Source organism: Blastococcus sp. SYSU DS0753 (assembly GCF_054051175.1).
The window spans coordinates 33,936-50,707 of sequence record NZ_JBJHAT010000007.1 but is presented as its reverse complement, the minus strand read 5'-3'; the positions used below and the strand labels follow the sequence as shown (position 1 = coordinate 50,707).

At 73.4% G+C, this 16,772-nt stretch carries 16 protein-coding genes; 13 read left to right on the top strand and 3 right to left on the bottom strand.

What is annotated here, in order from left to right; all coding sequences use genetic code 11:
• The first annotated feature begins 76 nt into the window (after window positions 1–76).
• Window positions 77–361, top strand: coding sequence for a hypothetical protein (locus ACI799_RS08305; protein WP_456612864.1), 285 nt, complete (start codon window positions 77–79; stop codon window positions 359–361).
• 66 nt (window positions 362–427) lie between these two features.
• Here the strand turns inward: ACI799_RS08305 and ACI799_RS08300 are convergent, their stop codons facing one another.
• Window positions 428–1,354: a COX15/CtaA family protein gene (locus tag ACI799_RS08300; protein WP_456590339.1), complete on the bottom strand. Its 927-nt coding sequence runs from the start codon at window positions 1,352–1,354 to the stop codon at window positions 428–430.
• A 218-nt stretch (window positions 1,355–1,572) separates the two neighbouring features.
• Between ACI799_RS08300 and ACI799_RS08295 the strand changes: the two genes are divergently transcribed.
• Genes ACI799_RS08295 through ACI799_RS08260 form a run of 8 tightly spaced genes read left to right on the top strand, consistent with a single transcriptional unit; the run spans window position 1,573 to window position 8,509 of the window.
• On the top strand, window positions 1,573–2,397 hold the full coding sequence (locus ACI799_RS08295; RefSeq protein WP_456590340.1) for a helix-turn-helix transcriptional regulator: 825 nt from the start codon (window positions 1,573–1,575) through the stop codon (window positions 2,395–2,397).
• Window positions 2,394–3,836, top strand: coding sequence for a Fe-S cluster assembly protein SufB (gene sufB / locus ACI799_RS08290; protein WP_456590341.1), 1,443 nt, complete (start codon window positions 2,394–2,396; stop codon window positions 3,834–3,836). Before ACI799_RS08295 ends, sufB begins: the two co-directional genes overlap by 4 nt.
• Window positions 3,836–5,152 (top strand): Fe-S cluster assembly protein SufD, encoded by a 1,317-nt coding sequence (gene sufD / locus ACI799_RS08285; RefSeq protein WP_456598832.1) that lies wholly within the window; start codon window positions 3,836–3,838, stop codon window positions 5,150–5,152. The genes sufB and sufD overlap by 1 nt, the downstream gene beginning before the upstream one ends.
• 2 nt (window positions 5,153–5,154) lie before the next feature.
• A complete protein-coding gene (locus tag ACI799_RS08280; RefSeq protein ID WP_456590343.1) occupies window positions 5,155–5,508 on the top strand; it encodes a Rieske (2Fe-2S) protein in 354 nt (117 codons plus the stop codon).
• A gap of 16 nt (window positions 5,509–5,524) precedes the next feature.
• Window positions 5,525–6,298 carry a Fe-S cluster assembly ATPase SufC gene (gene sufC, locus ACI799_RS08275; RefSeq protein ID WP_456590344.1) on the top strand — a complete coding sequence of 258 codons (774 nt, stop codon included), beginning with the start codon at window positions 5,525–5,527 and terminating at the stop codon, window positions 6,296–6,298.
• Window positions 6,295–7,635: a cysteine desulfurase gene (locus ACI799_RS08270; protein ID WP_456612863.1), complete on the top strand. Its 1,341-nt coding sequence runs from the start codon at window positions 6,295–6,297 to the stop codon at window positions 7,633–7,635. The genes sufC and ACI799_RS08270 overlap by 4 nt, the downstream gene beginning before the upstream one ends.
• Window positions 7,635–8,108, top strand: a complete 474-nt coding sequence (gene sufU / locus ACI799_RS08265; protein ID WP_456590346.1) for a Fe-S cluster assembly sulfur transfer protein SufU — start codon at window positions 7,635–7,637, stop codon at window positions 8,106–8,108. The genes ACI799_RS08270 and sufU overlap by 1 nt, the downstream gene beginning before the upstream one ends.
• Window positions 8,105–8,509 (top strand): metal-sulfur cluster assembly factor, encoded by a 405-nt coding sequence (locus ACI799_RS08260; RefSeq protein ID WP_269193641.1) that lies wholly within the window; start codon window positions 8,105–8,107, stop codon window positions 8,507–8,509. Before sufU ends, ACI799_RS08260 begins: the two co-directional genes overlap by 4 nt.
• A 67-nt stretch (window positions 8,510–8,576) precedes the next feature.
• Here the strand turns inward: ACI799_RS08260 and ACI799_RS08255 are convergent, their stop codons facing one another.
• On the bottom strand, window positions 8,577–10,430 hold the full coding sequence (locus ACI799_RS08255; protein ID WP_456612862.1) for an SCO7613 C-terminal domain-containing membrane protein: 1,854 nt from the start codon (window positions 10,428–10,430) through the stop codon (window positions 8,577–8,579).
• Window positions 10,431–10,495: 65 nt separating this feature from the next.
• Window positions 10,496–11,551, bottom strand: coding sequence for a S1C family serine protease (locus ACI799_RS08250; protein ID WP_456612861.1), 1,056 nt, complete (start codon window positions 11,549–11,551; stop codon window positions 10,496–10,498).
• 172 nt (window positions 11,552–11,723) lie between these two features.
• On the opposite strand from ACI799_RS08250, the gene ACI799_RS08245 reads away from it, so the two are divergent.
• The 4 genes from ACI799_RS08245 to ACI799_RS08230 all read left to right on the top strand — a co-directional run bounded on the left by ACI799_RS08245 (window position 11,724) and on the right by ACI799_RS08230 (window position 16,721).
• Entirely contained in the window at window positions 11,724–13,325 is a 1,602-nt protein-coding gene (locus ACI799_RS08245; RefSeq protein ID WP_456612860.1) for an ABC-F family ATP-binding cassette domain-containing protein, read from the top strand.
• Window positions 13,326–13,698: 373 nt separating this feature from the next.
• Window positions 13,699–13,929: a helix-turn-helix domain-containing protein gene (locus ACI799_RS08240; RefSeq protein WP_269193646.1), complete on the top strand. Its 231-nt coding sequence runs from the start codon at window positions 13,699–13,701 to the stop codon at window positions 13,927–13,929.
• 64 nt (window positions 13,930–13,993) lie between these two features.
• Window positions 13,994–14,743: an enoyl-CoA hydratase/isomerase family protein gene (locus tag ACI799_RS08235; RefSeq protein WP_456612859.1), complete on the top strand. Its 750-nt coding sequence runs from the start codon at window positions 13,994–13,996 to the stop codon at window positions 14,741–14,743.
• An 85-nt stretch (window positions 14,744–14,828) separates the two neighbouring features.
• Window positions 14,829–16,721, top strand: a complete 1,893-nt coding sequence (locus tag ACI799_RS08230; RefSeq protein WP_456612858.1) for an ABC transporter ATP-binding protein — start codon at window positions 14,829–14,831, stop codon at window positions 16,719–16,721.
• Window positions 16,722–16,772 lie beyond the last annotated feature (51 nt).

Sequence of the window (16,772 nt, the reverse complement as noted above, 5' to 3'; positions counted from 1 at the left end):
GGCTCGGGACGAGCCCCCGGACGGGGCCCCTGGAGGGCGGCGCAGCCGGCTGCCGCCGAGCACTACCGTGCGGATCGTGCGCCGGGACCTCGCGAACGTGCGGATGGGCCAGTTCGTGGGGGCGGACGGCCGCACGTACTCGGCCCGTGGCGGCCGCATCGAGGCGGTCGAGATCGAGGGCCTGATCCAGGCGGGGTGGCCCGTGGTCACCTACCTCGCGGGGGGCAGGCTCGTGTGGCACGACGAGGAGGACGCGTGGCCGGCGTGGGCCGATGCGCGGAGCGCCGCCGAGACCGTCACCGGACGCCGCTGTGAGTCCGCCGACGGCTCGCTCGCCGTGCTTCTGGTGTGGCACGACTGACCGCGGCGGTGTGCGCGGACGAGCAGCCTCGGGCGCGAGAACTGCTCATCGGCGCACTCAGCCGGTTCAGCGGGTGGCGACCGCCGGCTCGAGGGGGGCCGTCAGCGGGGCCTCCGAGGCCGGGCCGCGCACGGACCACACCAGCCGGGCCGTGTAGGCGGTGATCAGCACCGCGCCCAGCATGTGCAGCAGCACCAGCACGATCGGCAGGTCGGTGAAGTACTGGACGTAGCCGATCACGCCCTGCGCGAGCTGGACCACCAGCAGGTCACGGGCGGCGCGCCGGACCCGGCCGGGGGAGTCGGTCGTGTGCAGCGCGACGAGCAACGCGACGGTGAGCCCGATGAGCAGGAAGACGGCGTCGGCGTGCAGGTGGCTGACCAGCTCTGCGTCGAGCCCGGTGCGACCCGCCTCGGCGTCGCCGCTGTGCGGACCGCTGCCGGTGACCACCGTGCCCATGACCAGGACCAGCGCGGTGGCCGCGGCGACGGCGCCGACGAGCAGCCGGAACGGGCGCCCGACCAGCGGCTGCCCGACCCCCGGCTCGCGGGACCGCAGCCAGAGCACCGTGGTGAGCGCGACCAGCCCCATGGAGACGAGGAAGTGCCCGGCGACCGTCCACGGGTTCAGCCCGGTCAGCACGGTGATGCCGCCGACGACGCCCTGCGCCGGGATGCCCAGGAACGCGGCCACGGCCAGGGCGCGCAGGTCGCGGCGGGCCGACCGGAACACCACGACGACGAGGGCCACGGCCAGCACCGACAGGACGAAGGTGAGCAGGCGGTTGCCGAACTCGACCACCCCGTGGATGCCCATCTCGGGCGTGGTGACGAAGCTGTCGTCGGTGCAGCGCGGCCAGGTCGGGCAGCCGAGCCCCGATCCGGTGAGGCGGACGACGCCGCCCGTGAGGACGATCCCGCCGTTGGCCACGACGTTCGCGAAGGCGACCCGCGAGATGGTCGTGGGCGAGAAGGAGGCGGGCAGGACCGGCACGCCCCGATGCTAGTTGAAGGACCCCGCTGCCCCCCGCGCCTCGCGAGCTCGCCGCGGCGCCCTGCAGCGCGGCCACCGCCCCCCGCCGCTCGCCCGCCCCGAGTCGCGCCTCTGCGGGCGGGCCGGGGGGCGTGAGGCTGCTCACGAACCGTCCCGGAGGGGCCGCTTCTTAGGTGGACCTTGCTTGCAGGCCTCCTGAAATAGGACACACTCGTGTTGTGGAATCCATCGCGGCGCACCCCCGGCCGTCGGCGACCGCCGACGACGGGCGCACCCGTGACCGCGTGAGCGGGCTGCTGCTCGAGCACGGGCCGCAGACGGCGACCGAGCTCGCCGGCCGGCTCGGCGTCTCACCGGCGGCCGTGCGCCGGCACCTCGACGCCCTGGTCGCCACCGGCCGGATCGAGGAGCGCCAGGTGCGCGACGCCCACCGCGGCCGGGGGCGGCCGGCCCGCCGCTTCCACCTCACCGACGCCGGCCGCTCGGCCTTCCCGCACGCCTACGACGACCTGGCGCTGACCGCGCTGCGGTACGTGGCGGATGTGGGTGGTCCCGACGCCGTCCGTGCGGTCGCCGAGCAGCAGCTCGCCGGGCTGGAGGCACGCGCCTGGAGCGCGGTCGAGCAGGCGGTCAGCGCCCGCCCCGGTGAGCCGGTGGACCGGGCCCAGGCGCTCGCCGCCGCCCTGACGGCCGAGGGCTACGCTGCCACCGCCTCGGCGCTGTCCGGAGGTGGGCAGCTCTGCCAGCACCACTGCCCGGTGGCGCACGTCGCGGCGGAGTTCCCGCAGCTCTGCGAGGCCGAGACGGCGGTGATCGGCCGGCTGGTCGGCACGCACGTCCAGCGGCTGGCCACGATCGCCCACGGCGACGGGGTCTGCACCACCCACATCCCCGGGCCGATACGGCCGGGGTCCCAGCGTCCGGGGAACAGAACGGCCCCCGAACGCCCTGTACCAGGTGAGCGTGCAGCCGCGCGTCGCGCGCGCACCGCACCGTCCACCAGCTTCACCCCCACGAACGACCGGGAGAGGACGCCCGCATGACCAGCACCCAGCAGCCGGCGACGGCCACGCAGCTGACGCAGGACGAGCAGATCGAGCAGCTCGGCCGCTACGAGTACGGCTGGGCCGACGCCGACGTCGCCGGTGCGTCCGCGCGCCGGGGCATCGACGAGGACGTCGTCCGCGACATCTCCGCCCGCAAGAGCGAGCCCGAGTGGATGCTCGAGCGCCGCCTCAAGGCCCTCAAGCTCTTCGGCCGCAAGCCGATGCCGGACTGGGGGTCGGACCTCTCCGGGATCGACTTCCAGAACATCAAGTACTTCGTGCGCTCCACCGAGGCCCAGGCGGCCTCGTGGGAGGACCTGCCCGACGACATCAAGAACACCTACGACAAGCTCGGCATCCCCGAGGCGGAGAAGCAGCGCCTCGTGTCCGGCGTCGCCGCGCAGTACGAGTCCGAGGTCGTCTACCACCAGATCCAGAAGGAGCTGGAGGACCAGGGCGTGCTCTTCCTGGACACCGACTCGGCGCTCAAGGAGCACCCGGAGATCTTCCAGGAGTACTTCGGCTCGGTGATCCCCTCCGGCGACAACAAGTTCGCCGCGCTGAACACCGCGGTCTGGTCCGGCGGCTCGTTCATCTACGTGCCGAAGGGCGTGCACGTCGAGATCCCGCTGCAGGCCTACTTCCGGATCAACACCGAGAACATGGGCCAGTTCGAGCGGACGCTGATCATCGTCGACGAGGGCGCCTACGTGCACTACGTCGAGGGCTGCACCGCACCGATCTACAAGTCGGACTCGCTGCACTCCGCGGTGGTCGAGATCATCGTCAAGAAGAACGCGCGCTGCCGGTACACGACCATCCAGAACTGGTCGAACAACGTCTACAACCTGGTCACCAAGCGGGCCGTGGCCCACGAGGGCGCGACCATGGAATGGGTCGACGGCAACCTCGGCTCCAAGGTGACCATGAAGTACCCGGCCGTCTGGATGACCGGCGAGCACGCCAAGGGCGAGGTGCTCTCGATCGCCTTCGCCGGCGAGGGCCAGCACCAGGACGCGGGCGCCAAGATGGTGCACGCCGCGCCGCACACCTCCTCGACCATCGTGTCGAAGTCGGTGGCCCGTGGCGGTGGCCGCACCTCCTACCGCGGCCTGGTCCAGGTCGACGAGGGCGCCTACGGCTCCAAGTCGACGGTCAAGTGCGACGCACTGCTGGTCGACACGATCAGCCGGTCGGACACCTACCCCTACGTCGATGTCCGCGAGGACGACGTCTCCATGGGGCACGAGGCGACCGTCTCCCGGGTCAGCGAGGACCAGCTCTTCTACCTGATGAGCCGCGGCCTCTCCGAGGACGAGGCCATGGCGATGGTGGTGCGCGGCTTCGTCGAGCCGATCGCCCGCGAACTGCCCATGGAGTACGCCCTCGAGCTCAACCGGCTCATCGAACTGCAGATGGAAGGTGCTGTCGGCTGATGACCGACTCCAACACCGGCACGACCGACCTCACCACCCAGCCGAGCACCCTCGCCTCGGAGCTGTTCGCTCCGGGCGTGGGGGCCCAGGCCGGGCCGCCCACCACCCCGGCCGCCGACACCGGCAGCGCGGGGGAGGCGGGCCCGGGCGCGCACTCGCACGGTGGGCCCGCCCCGACCGGCTCACCGGCCGAGCGGTTCACCTCCACCGACCCGGACGCCTTCGGCGTGCCCACGGGCCGCGAGGAGACCTGGCGCTTCACCCCCATGAAGCGGATCCGCCCGCTGCTGGACGGCGCCCCGTCCGACGCGCACCTGACCTGGACCACCGACCTGCCCGAGGGCGTGGAGCTGACCAGCGTCGAGGCCGACGACCCGCTGCTCAAGGGCCTGCCCGAGCCGGTGGACCGGCTCGCCGCGCTCGCCCGGCAGCGCAGTGGCGGCGCCGCCGTCGTGCGGGTGGCCAAGGAGGCGCAGCTGGACCGGCCGGTCACGCTGGGGCTCGCCGGCACCGGCTCGGAGGACGTCGTGTGGGGTCACCTCGTGATCGAGGTGGGCGCCTTCGCCACGGCGACGATCGTGCTCGACCACAGCGGCCTCGCGAAGTACGCGGGCGGCGTCTCCGTCCTCGTCGGTGACAGCGCGCAGGTGCGGCTCGTCTCCGTGCAGGACTGGGCTCCCGGCGCGGTGCACGGCGCCCAGTACGACGCCGTCGTCGGTCGCGACGCCACCTTCACGCAGGTCGTGGTCACCCTGGGCGGTGACCTCGTCCGCCTGGTCAGCAACGTGCAGTACGCCGGCCCCGGCGGTAGCGCGGAGCTGTTCGGCGTCTACTTCTCCGACGAGACCCAGCACCAGGAGCACCGCCTCTGGGTCGATCACGCCGTCCCGAACTGCACCAGCAACGTGCTCTACAAGGGCGCACTGCAGGGCGAGGGCGCCCGTACGGTCTGGATCGGCGACGTCCGCATCCGCCCCGCGGCCACCGGCACGGAGACCTACGAGCTCAACCGGAACCTCGTGCTCACCGACGGCGCCCGCGCCGACTCGGTGCCGAACCTGGAGATCGAGACCGGCGAGATCGTCGGCGCCGGCCATGCCAGCGCCACCGGCCGCTTCGACGACGAGCAGCTGTTCTACCTGTGCTCGCGCGGCATCGAGGCCGAGACGGCCCGCCGCCTGGTCGTGCGCGGCTTCTTCGCCGACGTCGTCCAGCGCATCGGCGTCGACGCCCTGCAGGACCGGCTGATGGCGTCGATCGACGAGCGCCTCGGCGCCCTGCCCGGCCTCGACGAGCAGCCGGTCGAGGTGGCCTGACCATGGCGTTCGAACGGGTCTGCGCGCTGGCCGACGTCCCCGAGAACGGCTCCCTGCGGGTCGAGCTCGCGGACGTCGACGTCGCCGTCGTCCGGTTCGAGGGGCAGCTCTACGCCCTGGAGGACCGGTGCTCGCACGCCGACGTCCCCCTGACCGACGGGGACGTCGAGACCTTCGACGGCGCCCCCACCATCGAGTGCTTCCTGCACGGGTCGTGCTTCGACCTGCGCACCGGTGAACCCACCAACCTGCCGGCCACCGAGCCGGTCGACGTCTACCCCGTCCGCGTCGAGGGGGAGGACGTGCTCGTCGACACCGAAGCCGACGGCCGCCTCCCGCTCGCGGCCGGTGAATGAAGGAGCGAGAAGAGAAGTGTCCGTTCTGGAGATCCGCGACCTGCACGTCAGCGTGGGCGAGGGTGACGACGCCAAGGAGATCCTCCGCGGCGTCGACCTGACCGTCCGCTCGGGCGAGACCCACGCCATCATGGGCCCCAACGGGTCGGGCAAGTCGACCCTGGCCTACTCGATCGCCGGCCACCCCAAGTACACGATCACCGGGGGCACCGTCACCCTCGACGGCGAGGACGTCCTCGAGATGAGCGTGGACGAGCGCGCCCGCGCCGGCCTGTTCCTCGCCATGCAGTACCCGGTCGAGGTCCCCGGCGTCTCGGTGTCGAACTTCCTGCGCACCGCCGCCACCGCCATCAAGGGCGAGGCGCCGAAGCTGCGCACCTGGGTCAAGGACGTCAAGACCGAGATGTCCGGCCTGGAGATGGACCCGGCGTTCGCCGAGCGCAACGTCAACGAGGGCTTCTCCGGCGGTGAGAAGAAGCGCCACGAGATCCTGCAGATGCGGCTGCTCAAGCCCGCCATCGCGATCCTCGACGAGACCGACTCCGGGCTCGACGTCGACGCGCTGCGCGTCGTCTCCGAGGGCGTCAACCGCAGCCGCGAGGACAGCGACGTCGGCGTCCTGCTCATCACGCACTACACGCGCATCCTGAAGTACATCAAGCCCGACTTCGTGCACGTCTTCGTCGCCGGCAAGGTCGTCGACGAGGGTGGCCCGGAGCTCGCCGCCAAGCTCGAGGACGAGGGCTACGCGTCCTACGTCAAGGGCACCCCGGAGGTCGCATCCGCATGACCCAGCTCGTCTCGCGTCCCGGAGGGGCGCAGCAGGCGCCTCTTCCGCTGGACGTCGAGGCGATCCGGGCGGACTTCCCGATCCTGACGCGCACCGTCCGGGACGGGAAGCGGCTGGTCTACCTCGACTCCGGGGCGACCTCGCAGAAGCCGCGCCAGGTGCTCGACGCCGAGCGCTGGTTCTACGAGAACGTCAACGCCGCGCCGCACCGGGGGGCCCACCAGCTCGCCGAGGAGGCGACCGCGGCGTACGAGGAGGCCCGGGCGAAGATCGGCGCCTTCATCGGGGCCCCCGAGAACGAGATCGTCTTCACCCGGAACACCACCGAGGCGATCAACCTGGTGGCCTACGCGCTCTCCAACGCCGCGACGGCGAAGGAGCCGGAGTTCCGCACCTACGCGGTGGGCCAGGGCGACGAGATCGTGGTCACCGAGATGGAGCACCACGCCGACCTGATCCCGTGGCAGCAGCTGTGCGAGCGCACCGGGGCGACCCTGCGCTGGCTGGGCCTCACCGACGACGGCCGGCTGGACCTCTCGGACCTCGGCACGGTGGTCAACGAGCGCACCAAGCTGATCGCCGTCACCCAGCAGTCGAACATCCTCGGCACGATCAACCCGCTCGAGGGGATCGTCGCCCGGGCCCACGAGGTCGGCGCCCTGGTGCTGGTCGACGGGGCCCAGTCGGTGCCGCACCAGCCGGTCGACGTGCAGACGCTGGGCGCGGACTTCCTGGTGTTCTCCGGTCACAAGATGCTCGGGCCCACCGGCGTCGGCGTCCTCTGGGGCCGCTACGAGGTGCTCGACAAGCTCCCCCCCTTCCTCACCGGTGGCTCGATGATCGAGGTCGTGCGGATGGAGGGCAGCACCTTCATGCCGCCGCCGCAGCGCTTCGAGGCCGGCGTGCCGATGACCGCGCAGGTGGTCGGGCTCGGCGCCGCCGTCGACTACCTGCAGGCGCTCGGGATGGACAAGGTCGAGGAGCACGAGAAGGCGCTCACCGGCTACGCGCTGGCCAGGCTGGCCGAGATCCCCGGCGTCACGGTGGTCGGCCCGCCCGACACCGTCGCCCGCGGCGGGGCGATTTCCTTCACCGTCGAGGGCGTCCACCCGCACGACGTCGGCCAGGTGCTCGACGACCTCGGCATCGCCGTTCGGGTGGGGCACCACTGCGCCTGGCCGGTGGTGCGGCGCTACGGCGTGCCGGCCACCACCCGCGCGACGTTCTACGTGCACACCGGCTACGACGACATCGACGCACTCGCCGACGGCATCCGGGAAGCACAGCGCTTCTTCGGTGTTGCACCCTCTGGAGACAGCGAGGGAGCAGCGAGCTGATGCAGCTGGAGTCGATGTACCAGGAGATCATCCTGGACCACTACAAGAACCCGCACGGGCGCGGTCTGCGCGACCCGTTCGACGCCGAAGTCCACCACGTCAACCCGACCTGCGGTGACGAGGTGACCCTGCGCGTGCGGCTCGACGGCGACACGGTCGCCGACGTGTCCTACGAGGGCATGGGCTGCTCGATCAGCCAGGCATCGGTCTCGGCCATGTACGACCTGGTCGTCGGCAAGCGCGTGACCGAGGCGCTGGAGACCGGCGAGCACTTCATGACCCTGATGCAGGCCAAGGGCGACCCGGCCGTCGCCGAGAAGCTCGAGGACGAGCTGGAGGACGCCGTCGCGTTCGCCGGCGTCTCCAAGTACCCGGCGCGGATCAAGTGCGCGCTGATGAGCTGGATGGCCCTGAAGGACGCCTCGGCGCGGGCGATGTCCGCGACCACGACCCCGGCTGGAGGCCAGGCATGAGCGAGACCACCGAGAACGCCACACCCGCGACCGACGGAGCGCCCGGCGACCTGCCGGCCTACAAGTCGGCGCTGCTCGAGGACCTCGAGGAGGCGATGCGTGACGTCGTCGACCCCGAGCTCGGCGTCAACGTCGTCGACCTCGGCCTCGTCTACGGGCTCGACGTCGACGACAGCAACGGTGACTCCAGCGTCGCGATCATCGACATGACGCTGACCAGCGCGGCCTGCCCGCTGACCGACGTCATCGAGGACCAGGCGCGCCAGGCGCTCACCGGTGGCCCCGGCCCCGGCCTGGTCGACGACATCCGGATCAACTGGGTCTGGATGCCGCCGTGGGGCCCGGACAAGATCACCGACGACGGCCGCGAGCAGCTGCGCGCCCTGGGTTTCCGGGTCTAGAAGGACCCCTTCGCCCCCCACCCCTCGCGCGCTCGGGGCGGGCCCCTGCGAAGGGGCCGCCCGTTCGTCACCTGAGGTCGGTGAGACGGGTGGCGAAGAACGGCACGGGGTGCCGTTCGCGCAGGGATCCCACCGCGAGCAGGAAGCTGCCCACGGCGAGGGCCACCCCCAGGGGCCAGGGCAGCGCCGGCACCGCGAGGCCGACCGCGACGGCGAGCGCGGCGCCGGCGCCCACGGTCAGCGGCGTGCGCACCCCGCTGCGGGCGCCGAGGACCATGAGTGCTGCCGCGGCGACGAGCACCCCGACCGCGCGCGACCCGTCCGGCGCGACCACGGCGATCGCCGTCGAGGGCACCACGGCGGCCAGGAGGCCGGGGCCCCATGCCGGCCACGAGCGGCCGTGGGTCAGCCGCGGCCCCGCCGCCAGCAGCAACCCGGCGGCCGCCGACAGCGAGTACCACTCCACGGCGGAGAGGTCCGCAGCACCCGCGGCCACCCAGACCGCGGCGACCAGCTGCCCGGCCCCGACCCGCCAGGCCACCAGCGTGCGCGCCGGCGGATCGTCCCCGGTGGGCGAGGTGCCCCCGGTCCCGGCCGGCACGGGCACCGCAGTGGGGTGCACCGGCTCCGGGCGCCGCCCGGTCCGCCAGGCCCACCACAGGGTGAACAGCCCCTGGGCCGCCAGGTGGGCGGCCAGGACCGGCCGGTCGCCGGCCGCCAGCGGCACGAGCACCGCCGCCCCCGCGCACACCGCGGCCACCCGAACCGTGGGCCGGCGGCTAGCGGCCGCCAGCCCGGCGCCGACCGTCATCGCCACCCCGTAGAGGGCGGTGAGCAGAACGGCGGCCACTGGCGCGGTCAGCGCATCGGCCGGCAGGGCCAGCAGCACCGAGCCGGCCAGGCACCCGACGGTGGTGGGCAGGGCGACCGGGCGGTCGTCCCCGCGACGGACGGCGACGAGCGCCGTCGGCAGCGCGGTCAGCAGCAGCAGGACCGACAGGGCCGCCCACGCCTCCCCGGCCACCAGGCGCAGCACGCACAGCACCGCGGTCACGACGCCACCGGCTACCGCCGCGGGCAGCAGCAGGTCTCGCCGCCAGCCGTGCAGCGTGGATGCGGCGAGGTTCGCGGTGACCACCCCGCCGTAGGCGGTGAGCGTGGTGGCTACGACGCCCCACGAGGAGAACGCACCCGCGACCGCCGCTCCGGCCACCGCACCGGCGACGACGGGAACCGCCCGGGGCGGTCCGAGGAGGCGCTCCAGTGGAGCGCGGAGCCGGGCGAGGAGCAGGCCGCCCGCGGCCCCGACGACGAGCGCGGCGGTGAGCCACTGCCGCGTCCCGGCGGCGTGCCAGACCTCGGTGGTTCCGGCGACCACGCCGAACAGCCACCACGGGGCGGTGGTGACCAGCGCGATCCGCGCCACGGCGGGACGGGCGGCGGCGGCGGTCCCCAGGCCCACCAGCGCCACGGTGAGACAGGCGTCGGTGCGCGGGCCGTCGGCGAGGCCGCCGAGGGCCCCGAGCACGGCCAGCTGCAGCGTGGCCCAGGCCGCCACCGGCCAGGCCGCCGTGGACGGGGCGAGGAACCGCAGCGCCAGGAACGCCGCGATCAGCCCCCCGCCGACCGCGGTGGACGGCGCGAGGACGCCGCCGGCCGGTGCGAGGGCGGCCAGCGACAATCCCGCGGCAGTGGCCGCCAGGCTCTCCTCGGAGCTGCGCAGCCGCTCGCGGGCGGCGCGGACCGAGCCGGCGGCGGCGGCCGCGGCGAGCGCCAGGAGCAGCCCGCGCACCGCCCAGCCGCCGGAGGCCGAGGCCACCGCGGCGCCGGCGGTCACCAGGAGGACCGCCCCGACGCCCAGCAGCACCTGCGGGGGGCGGGCGCGGTAGGCGAGCGGGGACGTGCCGACCGGCCGCGTCATGGCCGCCTCCTCCCTCCGCCCGGGTGCCGTCCCACCGTGGAGCTGTGCCCGTGCCGGGCAGCCCGTCAACCCGCGGGCTGCCGCTCCGCCAGGGTCAGGGACACCGTCTCGGTCGAGTCGTCGCCGCGCACCACGGACAGCTCCAGGGTGTCACCGGGGTCGTGGGCCCGGACGACGGAGACGAACTCCTCGGCGCCGCGCAGGGGTTCGCCGTCCGCCTCGGTGAGGACGTCCCCGGGGCTCAGCCGGGCCGCGGCCGCCGGCCCGTCGGGGGCGACCTCGGCGACGACCACGCCGCTGGTCCGCGGGGTTCCGAGCTGCTCGGCGATCCGCTCGGTGAGCGTGACCGGGACCAGGCCGGCGAAGGCGTGGCTCACGGTCCCGTCCTCGAGCAGCTGCTCCACCACGTCCACGACGGTCGCGGCAGGGATGGCGAACCCGAGCGCCACCGCACCGGTCGAGGGCGGCAGGTAGGCCTCGTTGATCCCGACGACCTCGCCGTCGGCGTTGGCCAGGGCCCCGCCGCTGCTCCCCGGGCTGATCGCCGCGTCGGTCTGGATCAGGTCGACCAGCGGCAGCTGCCCGCCGCTGGTCCCGGCGGGGATGTCGCGGTGGAGCCCGGAGATCACCCCGGTGGTGATCGTGTTCTCGAAGCCCAGCGGGCTGCCGATCGCCACGGCCGGTTCCCCGGGCGCGGGCAGCTCCTCCTGGAACGTGGCGGCGGGCAGGTCGTCGCGGTCGGCGCGGAGCAGCGCGAGATCGGAGACCGGGTCGGCGGCCAGGACGGCGGCCCGGCCGCGCCGGCCGTCGGCGAAGGCGATCTCCACCTCCTGCTGGTCGGCGACGACGTGGGCGTTGGTGACGATCAGCCCCTCGTCGCTGTAGACCACGCCGCTCCCCAGGCCGGGACCGGAGAGGATCGTGACCACGCTGGCCTCGAGGACCTCGACGACCCCGGTGGCGTCGGTGAGGCTGGTCGCCGCCCCGGAGCCGCCTCCCGTTCCCGGGGCGGCGTCGGCCGGCGGTTCCTCCCCGTCACCGGTGCAGGCCGCCAGCGCGAGCAGCGTCGCCAGCAGGACCGCCGGCAGGGCGCGCGGGCGGCGTGGGGGAGTAGCGGTCATGGCGGTCCCTGCGGAAGGGGCTGTCGTCTGCCCTGTCTCGGATCGGGGTGCGGGCGGGTGCAGCAGCCCTTTCGCCGAACCTAGGCGCAAGTCCCGGTCCCGACCACCGCAGCCGACGGGGGTGGGCCGTGACGAGGCCCGGCCGCTGCGCGGGGGTCCTACACTGGGAGCAGTGATCACGACGACCGGCCTGGAGCTGCGCGCCGGCGCCCGCATCCTCATCAGCGAGGCCAACCTGCGCGTGCAGCCCGGTGACCGCATCGGCCTGGTCGGGCGCAACGGCGCGGGCAAGACCACCACCCTCACCACCCTGGCCGGTGAGCGGCTCCCGCACGCCGGGAAGGTCGAGGTCAGCGGCGAGATCGGCTACCTGCCGCAGGACCCGCGCAGCGGTGATCTCGACATCACCGCCAGCGACCGGGTGCTCTCCGGCCGCGGGCTCGACGTCCTGCGCAACCAGATGGTGAAGGCGCAGGTCGCGATGGCCGAGCCGGCCGACGACGCCGAGCAGGACAAGGCCGTCCGCCGGTACGGGCGCCTCGAGGACCAGTTCGCCGCCCTGGGGGGCTACGCCGCGGAGAGCGACGCGGCGCGCATCTGCACCAACCTGGGCCTGCCCGACCGGGTGCTGGCCCAGCCGCTGCGCACCCTCTCCGGTGGCCAGCGCCGGCGCGTGGAGCTGGCCCGGATCCTCTTCTCCGACGCCGAGACGCTGCTGCTCGACGAGCCCACCAACCACCTCGACGGCGACTCGATCACCTGGCTCAAGGGGTTCCTCTCCAGCCACCGGGGTGGACTGATCGTCATCAGCCACGACGTCGAGCTGCTCGACGCCGTCGTCAACAAGGTGTGGCACCTGGACGCCAACCGGGCGACCGTCGACGTCTACAACCTCGGCTGGAAGCCCTACCTTGCCCAGCGGGAGACCGACGAGCGCCGGCGCAAGCAGGAGCGGGCCAACACCGAGCGGAAGATCGACACCCTCAACGCGCAGGCCGACAAGATGCGCGCCAAGGCGACGAAGGCCAAGGCCGCCAAGAGCATGGACAAGCGCGCCGAGCGGCTGGCCGCAGGCCTGGCCGACGTGCGGGTGCAGGACAAGGTCGCGAAGCTGCGCTTCCCGACGCCGGCCGCGTGCGGGAAGACGCCGCTCACCGCCGAGGGGTTGTCCAAGAGCTACGGCTCGCTGGAGATCTTCACCGACGTCGACCTGGCGGTGGACCGCGGAGCCCGCGTGGTCGTGCTGGGGCTCAACGGCGCGGGCAAGACCACGCTGCTGCGGATGCTGGCCGGCACCGAGGTGCCCGACACCGGCGAGGTCAAGGCCGGGCACGGGCTGCGCGTGGGTTACTACGCGCAGGAGCACGAGACCCTGGACATGGACCGCACGCTGCTGGAGAACATGCGCTCCGCGGCACCGGACAGCACGGACACCGAGCTGCGCCGCATCCTCGGCGCCTTCCTGTTCTCGGGAGAGACGGTCGACCAGCGCACCGGCACGCTCTCCGGCGGTGAGCGGACCCGGCTGGCGATGGCGACGCTCGTCGTCTCCGGCGCGAACGTGCTGCTGCTCGACGAGCCGACCAACAACCTCGACCCGGCCAGCCGCGAGCAGGTGCTCGACGCGCTGCGCACGTACGCCGGGGCGATCGTGCTGGTCACCCACGACGAGGGCGCGGTGCGGGCGCTGAGCCCCGACAAGGTGATCCTGCTGCCCGACGGCACCGAGGACACCTGGAGCGAGGACTTCGCCGACCTGGTCGAGCTCGCGTAGCTGATCGTCGGCCTCCGGCCGACACTGCGGCCACGCGCCGTCCCCCGCTGCGACGAGCGAGTCCCCGGCGCTCGTCGGGGGACCTCCGGCCCCCGCTCCTCGCGCCGCCTCGCGGGGCGGCTCCCGCTGGCACCGCGACCAGGTGCCGTCGCTCTCCGGGTGCCCCCGTCCGCACCGTCCCTCGGGAACCCTCCGGGCCCCGCTCGGGACGACACAGGTTCACCTGGCCGACACCTGGGGTGTGGGTGATCATGGGGTGGCGGGAGCCGTGGTCGACGGGACGGCGGCACCACGGCGACAGCCAACACACGGGCCGCCGCGCGAGCCGGCACTGCCGGCGCCGGGAGACCGGTGGCCGACACGGAGGGGAGTCATGGCCGACACCAGCACGTCCGACCTCGGCAAGGGCAAGCGGATCACCGGCGGGGACCGGTCGACGCTCGCCGACGAGCTGCGCAAGCGCTACGACGAGGGCGAGAGCATCCGGTCGCTGGCCACCTCGACGAACCGGTCCTACGGGTTCGTGCACCGCCTGCTGTCGGAGTCCGGGGCCTCGCTGCGCAGCCGCGGTGGGGCCAACCGGAATAGTAAGAAGAGTGAGTGAGCCCGCGAACGAACCAGTAGGCACAGCACCAGACCCCACCAGTTCCGCCGCCACGCCCGGCTGGGTGCGGACGAGCCGTGAGGGCGCCGTCCTCACGGTCACGCTGGACCGCCCGGACCAGCTGAACGCGCAGACGCCGGAGACCTGGTCGGCGCTGGCCGACGTCGGGGCCGCGCTCGACGAGGACGTCCGCGTCGTCGTCGTGCGCGGCTCGGGACGGGCCTTCTCGGCGGGCCTGGACCGCAGCATGTTCGACACCGGCTCCACCACCGGTGGGGGGTTCGGCGAGCTCGTCCGGTTGCCGGTGGAGGAGGCGCAGGAGCGGATCCGGTCCTACCAGGCCGGCTTCCGCTGGCTCCGCTCGCCGGGGATCGTCTCGGTCGCCGCGGTGCAGGGCCACGCCATCGGCGCCGGCGCCCAGCTCGCGCTCGCCTGCGACCTGCGGGTGTTCACCGACGACGCGCAGCTCCGGTTGCCCGAGGTGACCCTCGGCCTCGTCCCGGACCTGACCGGTACCAGCACGCTGGTGGAGCTCGTCGGCTACTCGCGCGCGCTGGAGCTGTGCATGACCGGCCGGGCCGTGGGCGCCGCCGAGGCGCAGGCGATCGGCCTGGCGACCGTGGTGGTGCCGCGGGTGGAGCTGGACGCAGCGGTCGCCGACCTGACCGCGGCCCTGGTGGCCCCGCCCGTCGGGGCCAGCCGGGCGACGGCCGCGCTGGTGCGGTCCGCCGTCCGCAACGACTTCGCCAGCCAGGACGCCGCCGAGCGCGCCGCCCAGGTACAGCGGCTGCACGATCTGGCCGGCGGTCGCTGACGGACTCCCAGGAACAAGCGCGGTCGCGTCCCGGTTGCAGGAGCCGCCGGGGCGCGACCGGCGGGCGTCGGGAGGTGCGGTGGACATGAGCAGCCCCATGACGTCGATGGCCGCCATGCGGTCGTTCAAGCGCGACCCCTCGGTCACCGCCCGGCAGCTGCCGAAGGGGACCGTCCGGCGCATCATCGGCATCGCCCGGCCCTACCGGCGCGAGCTGACCCTCTTCCTGCTGCTGGTGGTCGGGTCGTCGGTCATCGGCGTCGTCACGCCGCTGCTGGCCGGCGACATCGTCAACCGGATCGCCGACCTCGAGGGCACCGCGGGCGGCATCGTCCGGATCGCGCTGGTCATCGCCGGCCTGGCGGTCGTCGACGCCGCCATCTCCCTGGGCACGCGCTGGTACTCCGCGCGCATCGGCGAGGGCGTCATCTACGACCTGCGCAGCCGGGTCTTCGAGCACGTCCAGCGGATGCCGGTCGCCTTCTTCACCCGCACGCAGACCGGCGCGCTGGTCAGCCGGCTGAACAACGACGTCGTCGGCGCGCAGCAGGCGTTCACCTCGACCCTGTCGGGCGTGGTCTCCAACGTCATCGGGCTGGTGCTCACCGCGGGCGTCATGCTGACGCTCTCGTGGCAGATCACGCTGCTGTCGCTGGCGCTGGTGCCGCTGTTCGTCCTGCCCGCGCGCCGCATCGGCCGCCGGCTGCAGGAGATCACCCGGGAGTCCTACGCGCTCAACGCCTCGATGAACGCCACGATGACCGAGCGCTTCAACGTCGCCGGCGCGCTCCTGGTGAAGCTCTTCGGCCGGCCCGCCGCCGAGGCCGAGTCGTTCCGCGGGCGGGCCGCCCGGGTCCGCGACATCGGCGTCCTGTCGGCCATGTACGGGCGCACCTTCTTCACCGCGCTGACGCTCGTGGCGGCCCTGGCGACCGCGCTGGTGTACGGCCTCGGCGGCTGGCTGGCGTTCACCGGCTCGCTGAGCCCCGGCGCGGTCGTCGCCCTGGCGCTGCTGCTGTCCCGGCTCTACGGGCCGCTGACGGCGCTGGCCAACGTCCGGGTCGACGTGATGAGCGCGATGGTCAGCTTCGACCGGGTCTTCGAGGTGCTCGACCTCCCGCCGATGATCCGCGAGGCGTCCGACGCCGTGCCCGTGCCGGCCGAGGACCGCTCCATCGAGTTCGAGCACGTCTCCTTCAGCTACCCGGCCGGCGCCGACGTCTCGCTGCCGTCGCTGGAGGAGGTGTCGCTGCCCGAGCACGGGGGGCCGGTCGACGTCCTCCACGACGTCTCCTTCCGGGTCGCCCCCGGCCAGCTGGTCGCCCTGGTCGGCCACTCGGGGGCCGGGAAGTCGACGATCGCCCACCTCGTCCCGCGGCTGTACGACGCGACCGGTGGCACCGTCCGCGTCGGCGGCGTGGACGTGCGGCGGGCGACGCTCTCCTCCCTGCGCGACGCGATCGGCGTCGTCAGCCAGGACGCGCACCTGTTCCACGACACCATCGGCGCCAACCTGCGCTACGCCCGGCCGGAGGCCACCGACGAGCAGCTGTGGGAGGCGCTCACCGGGGCCCGCATCGCCGACCTGGTGCGCTCGCTGCCCCAAGGGCTGGAGACGGTGGTCGGTGACCGCGGCTACCGCCTCTCGGGCGGGGAGAAGCAGCGGCTGGCCATCGCCCGCGTGCTGCTGAAGGCGCCCGGCATCGTGATCCTCGACGAGGCGACCGCACACCTGGACAGCGAGTCCGAGGCCGCGGTGCAGCACGCCCTCGACACCGCGCTGGCCGGCCGGACGTCGCTGGTCATCGCGCACCGGCTGTCGACGATCCGCAGCGCCGACCAGATCCTCGTCGTCGACGAGGGTCGGATCGTGGAGGCGGGCACGCACCAGGAGCTGCTGGCGCGCGACGGCCGGTACGCCGACCTGCACCGCACCCAGTTCGCGCAACAGGAGCCGCGGTCCGTCGTCGTCGGGTGACCGGATCCGGGTGCGATCGATCGCTCTGCGCGCATGCTCGTGCACGCCCTG

What these genes read in the sequence shown, in the direction of transcription:
- sufD (WP_456598832.1), top strand. Translation starts at nt 3,836, where the DNA reads ATGACCGACTCCAACACCGGCACGACCGACCTCACCACCCAGCCGAGC.
- ACI799_RS08240 (WP_269193646.1), top strand. Translation starts at nt 13,699, where the DNA reads ATGGCCGACACCAGCACGTCCGACCTCGGCAAGGGCAAGCGGATCACC.
- ACI799_RS08230 (WP_456612858.1), top strand. Translation starts at nt 14,829, where the DNA reads ATGAGCAGCCCCATGACGTCGATGGCCGCCATGCGGTCGTTCAAGCGC.
- sufB (WP_456590341.1), top strand. Translation starts at nt 2,394, where the DNA reads ATGACCAGCACCCAGCAGCCGGCGACGGCCACGCAGCTGACGCAGGAC.
- ACI799_RS08255 (WP_456612862.1), bottom strand. Translation starts at nt 10,430, where the DNA reads ATGACGCGGCCGGTCGGCACGTCCCCGCTCGCCTACCGCGCCCGCCCC.
- ACI799_RS08280 (WP_456590343.1), top strand. Translation starts at nt 5,155, where the DNA reads ATGGCGTTCGAACGGGTCTGCGCGCTGGCCGACGTCCCCGAGAACGGC.
- ACI799_RS08260 (WP_269193641.1), top strand. Translation starts at nt 8,105, where the DNA reads ATGAGCGAGACCACCGAGAACGCCACACCCGCGACCGACGGAGCGCCC.
- sufU (WP_456590346.1), top strand. Translation starts at nt 7,635, where the DNA reads ATGCAGCTGGAGTCGATGTACCAGGAGATCATCCTGGACCACTACAAG.
- ACI799_RS08250 (WP_456612861.1), bottom strand. Translation starts at nt 11,551, where the DNA reads ATGACCGCTACTCCCCCACGCCGCCCGCGCGCCCTGCCGGCGGTCCTG.
- ACI799_RS08270 (WP_456612863.1), top strand. Translation starts at nt 6,295, where the DNA reads ATGACCCAGCTCGTCTCGCGTCCCGGAGGGGCGCAGCAGGCGCCTCTT.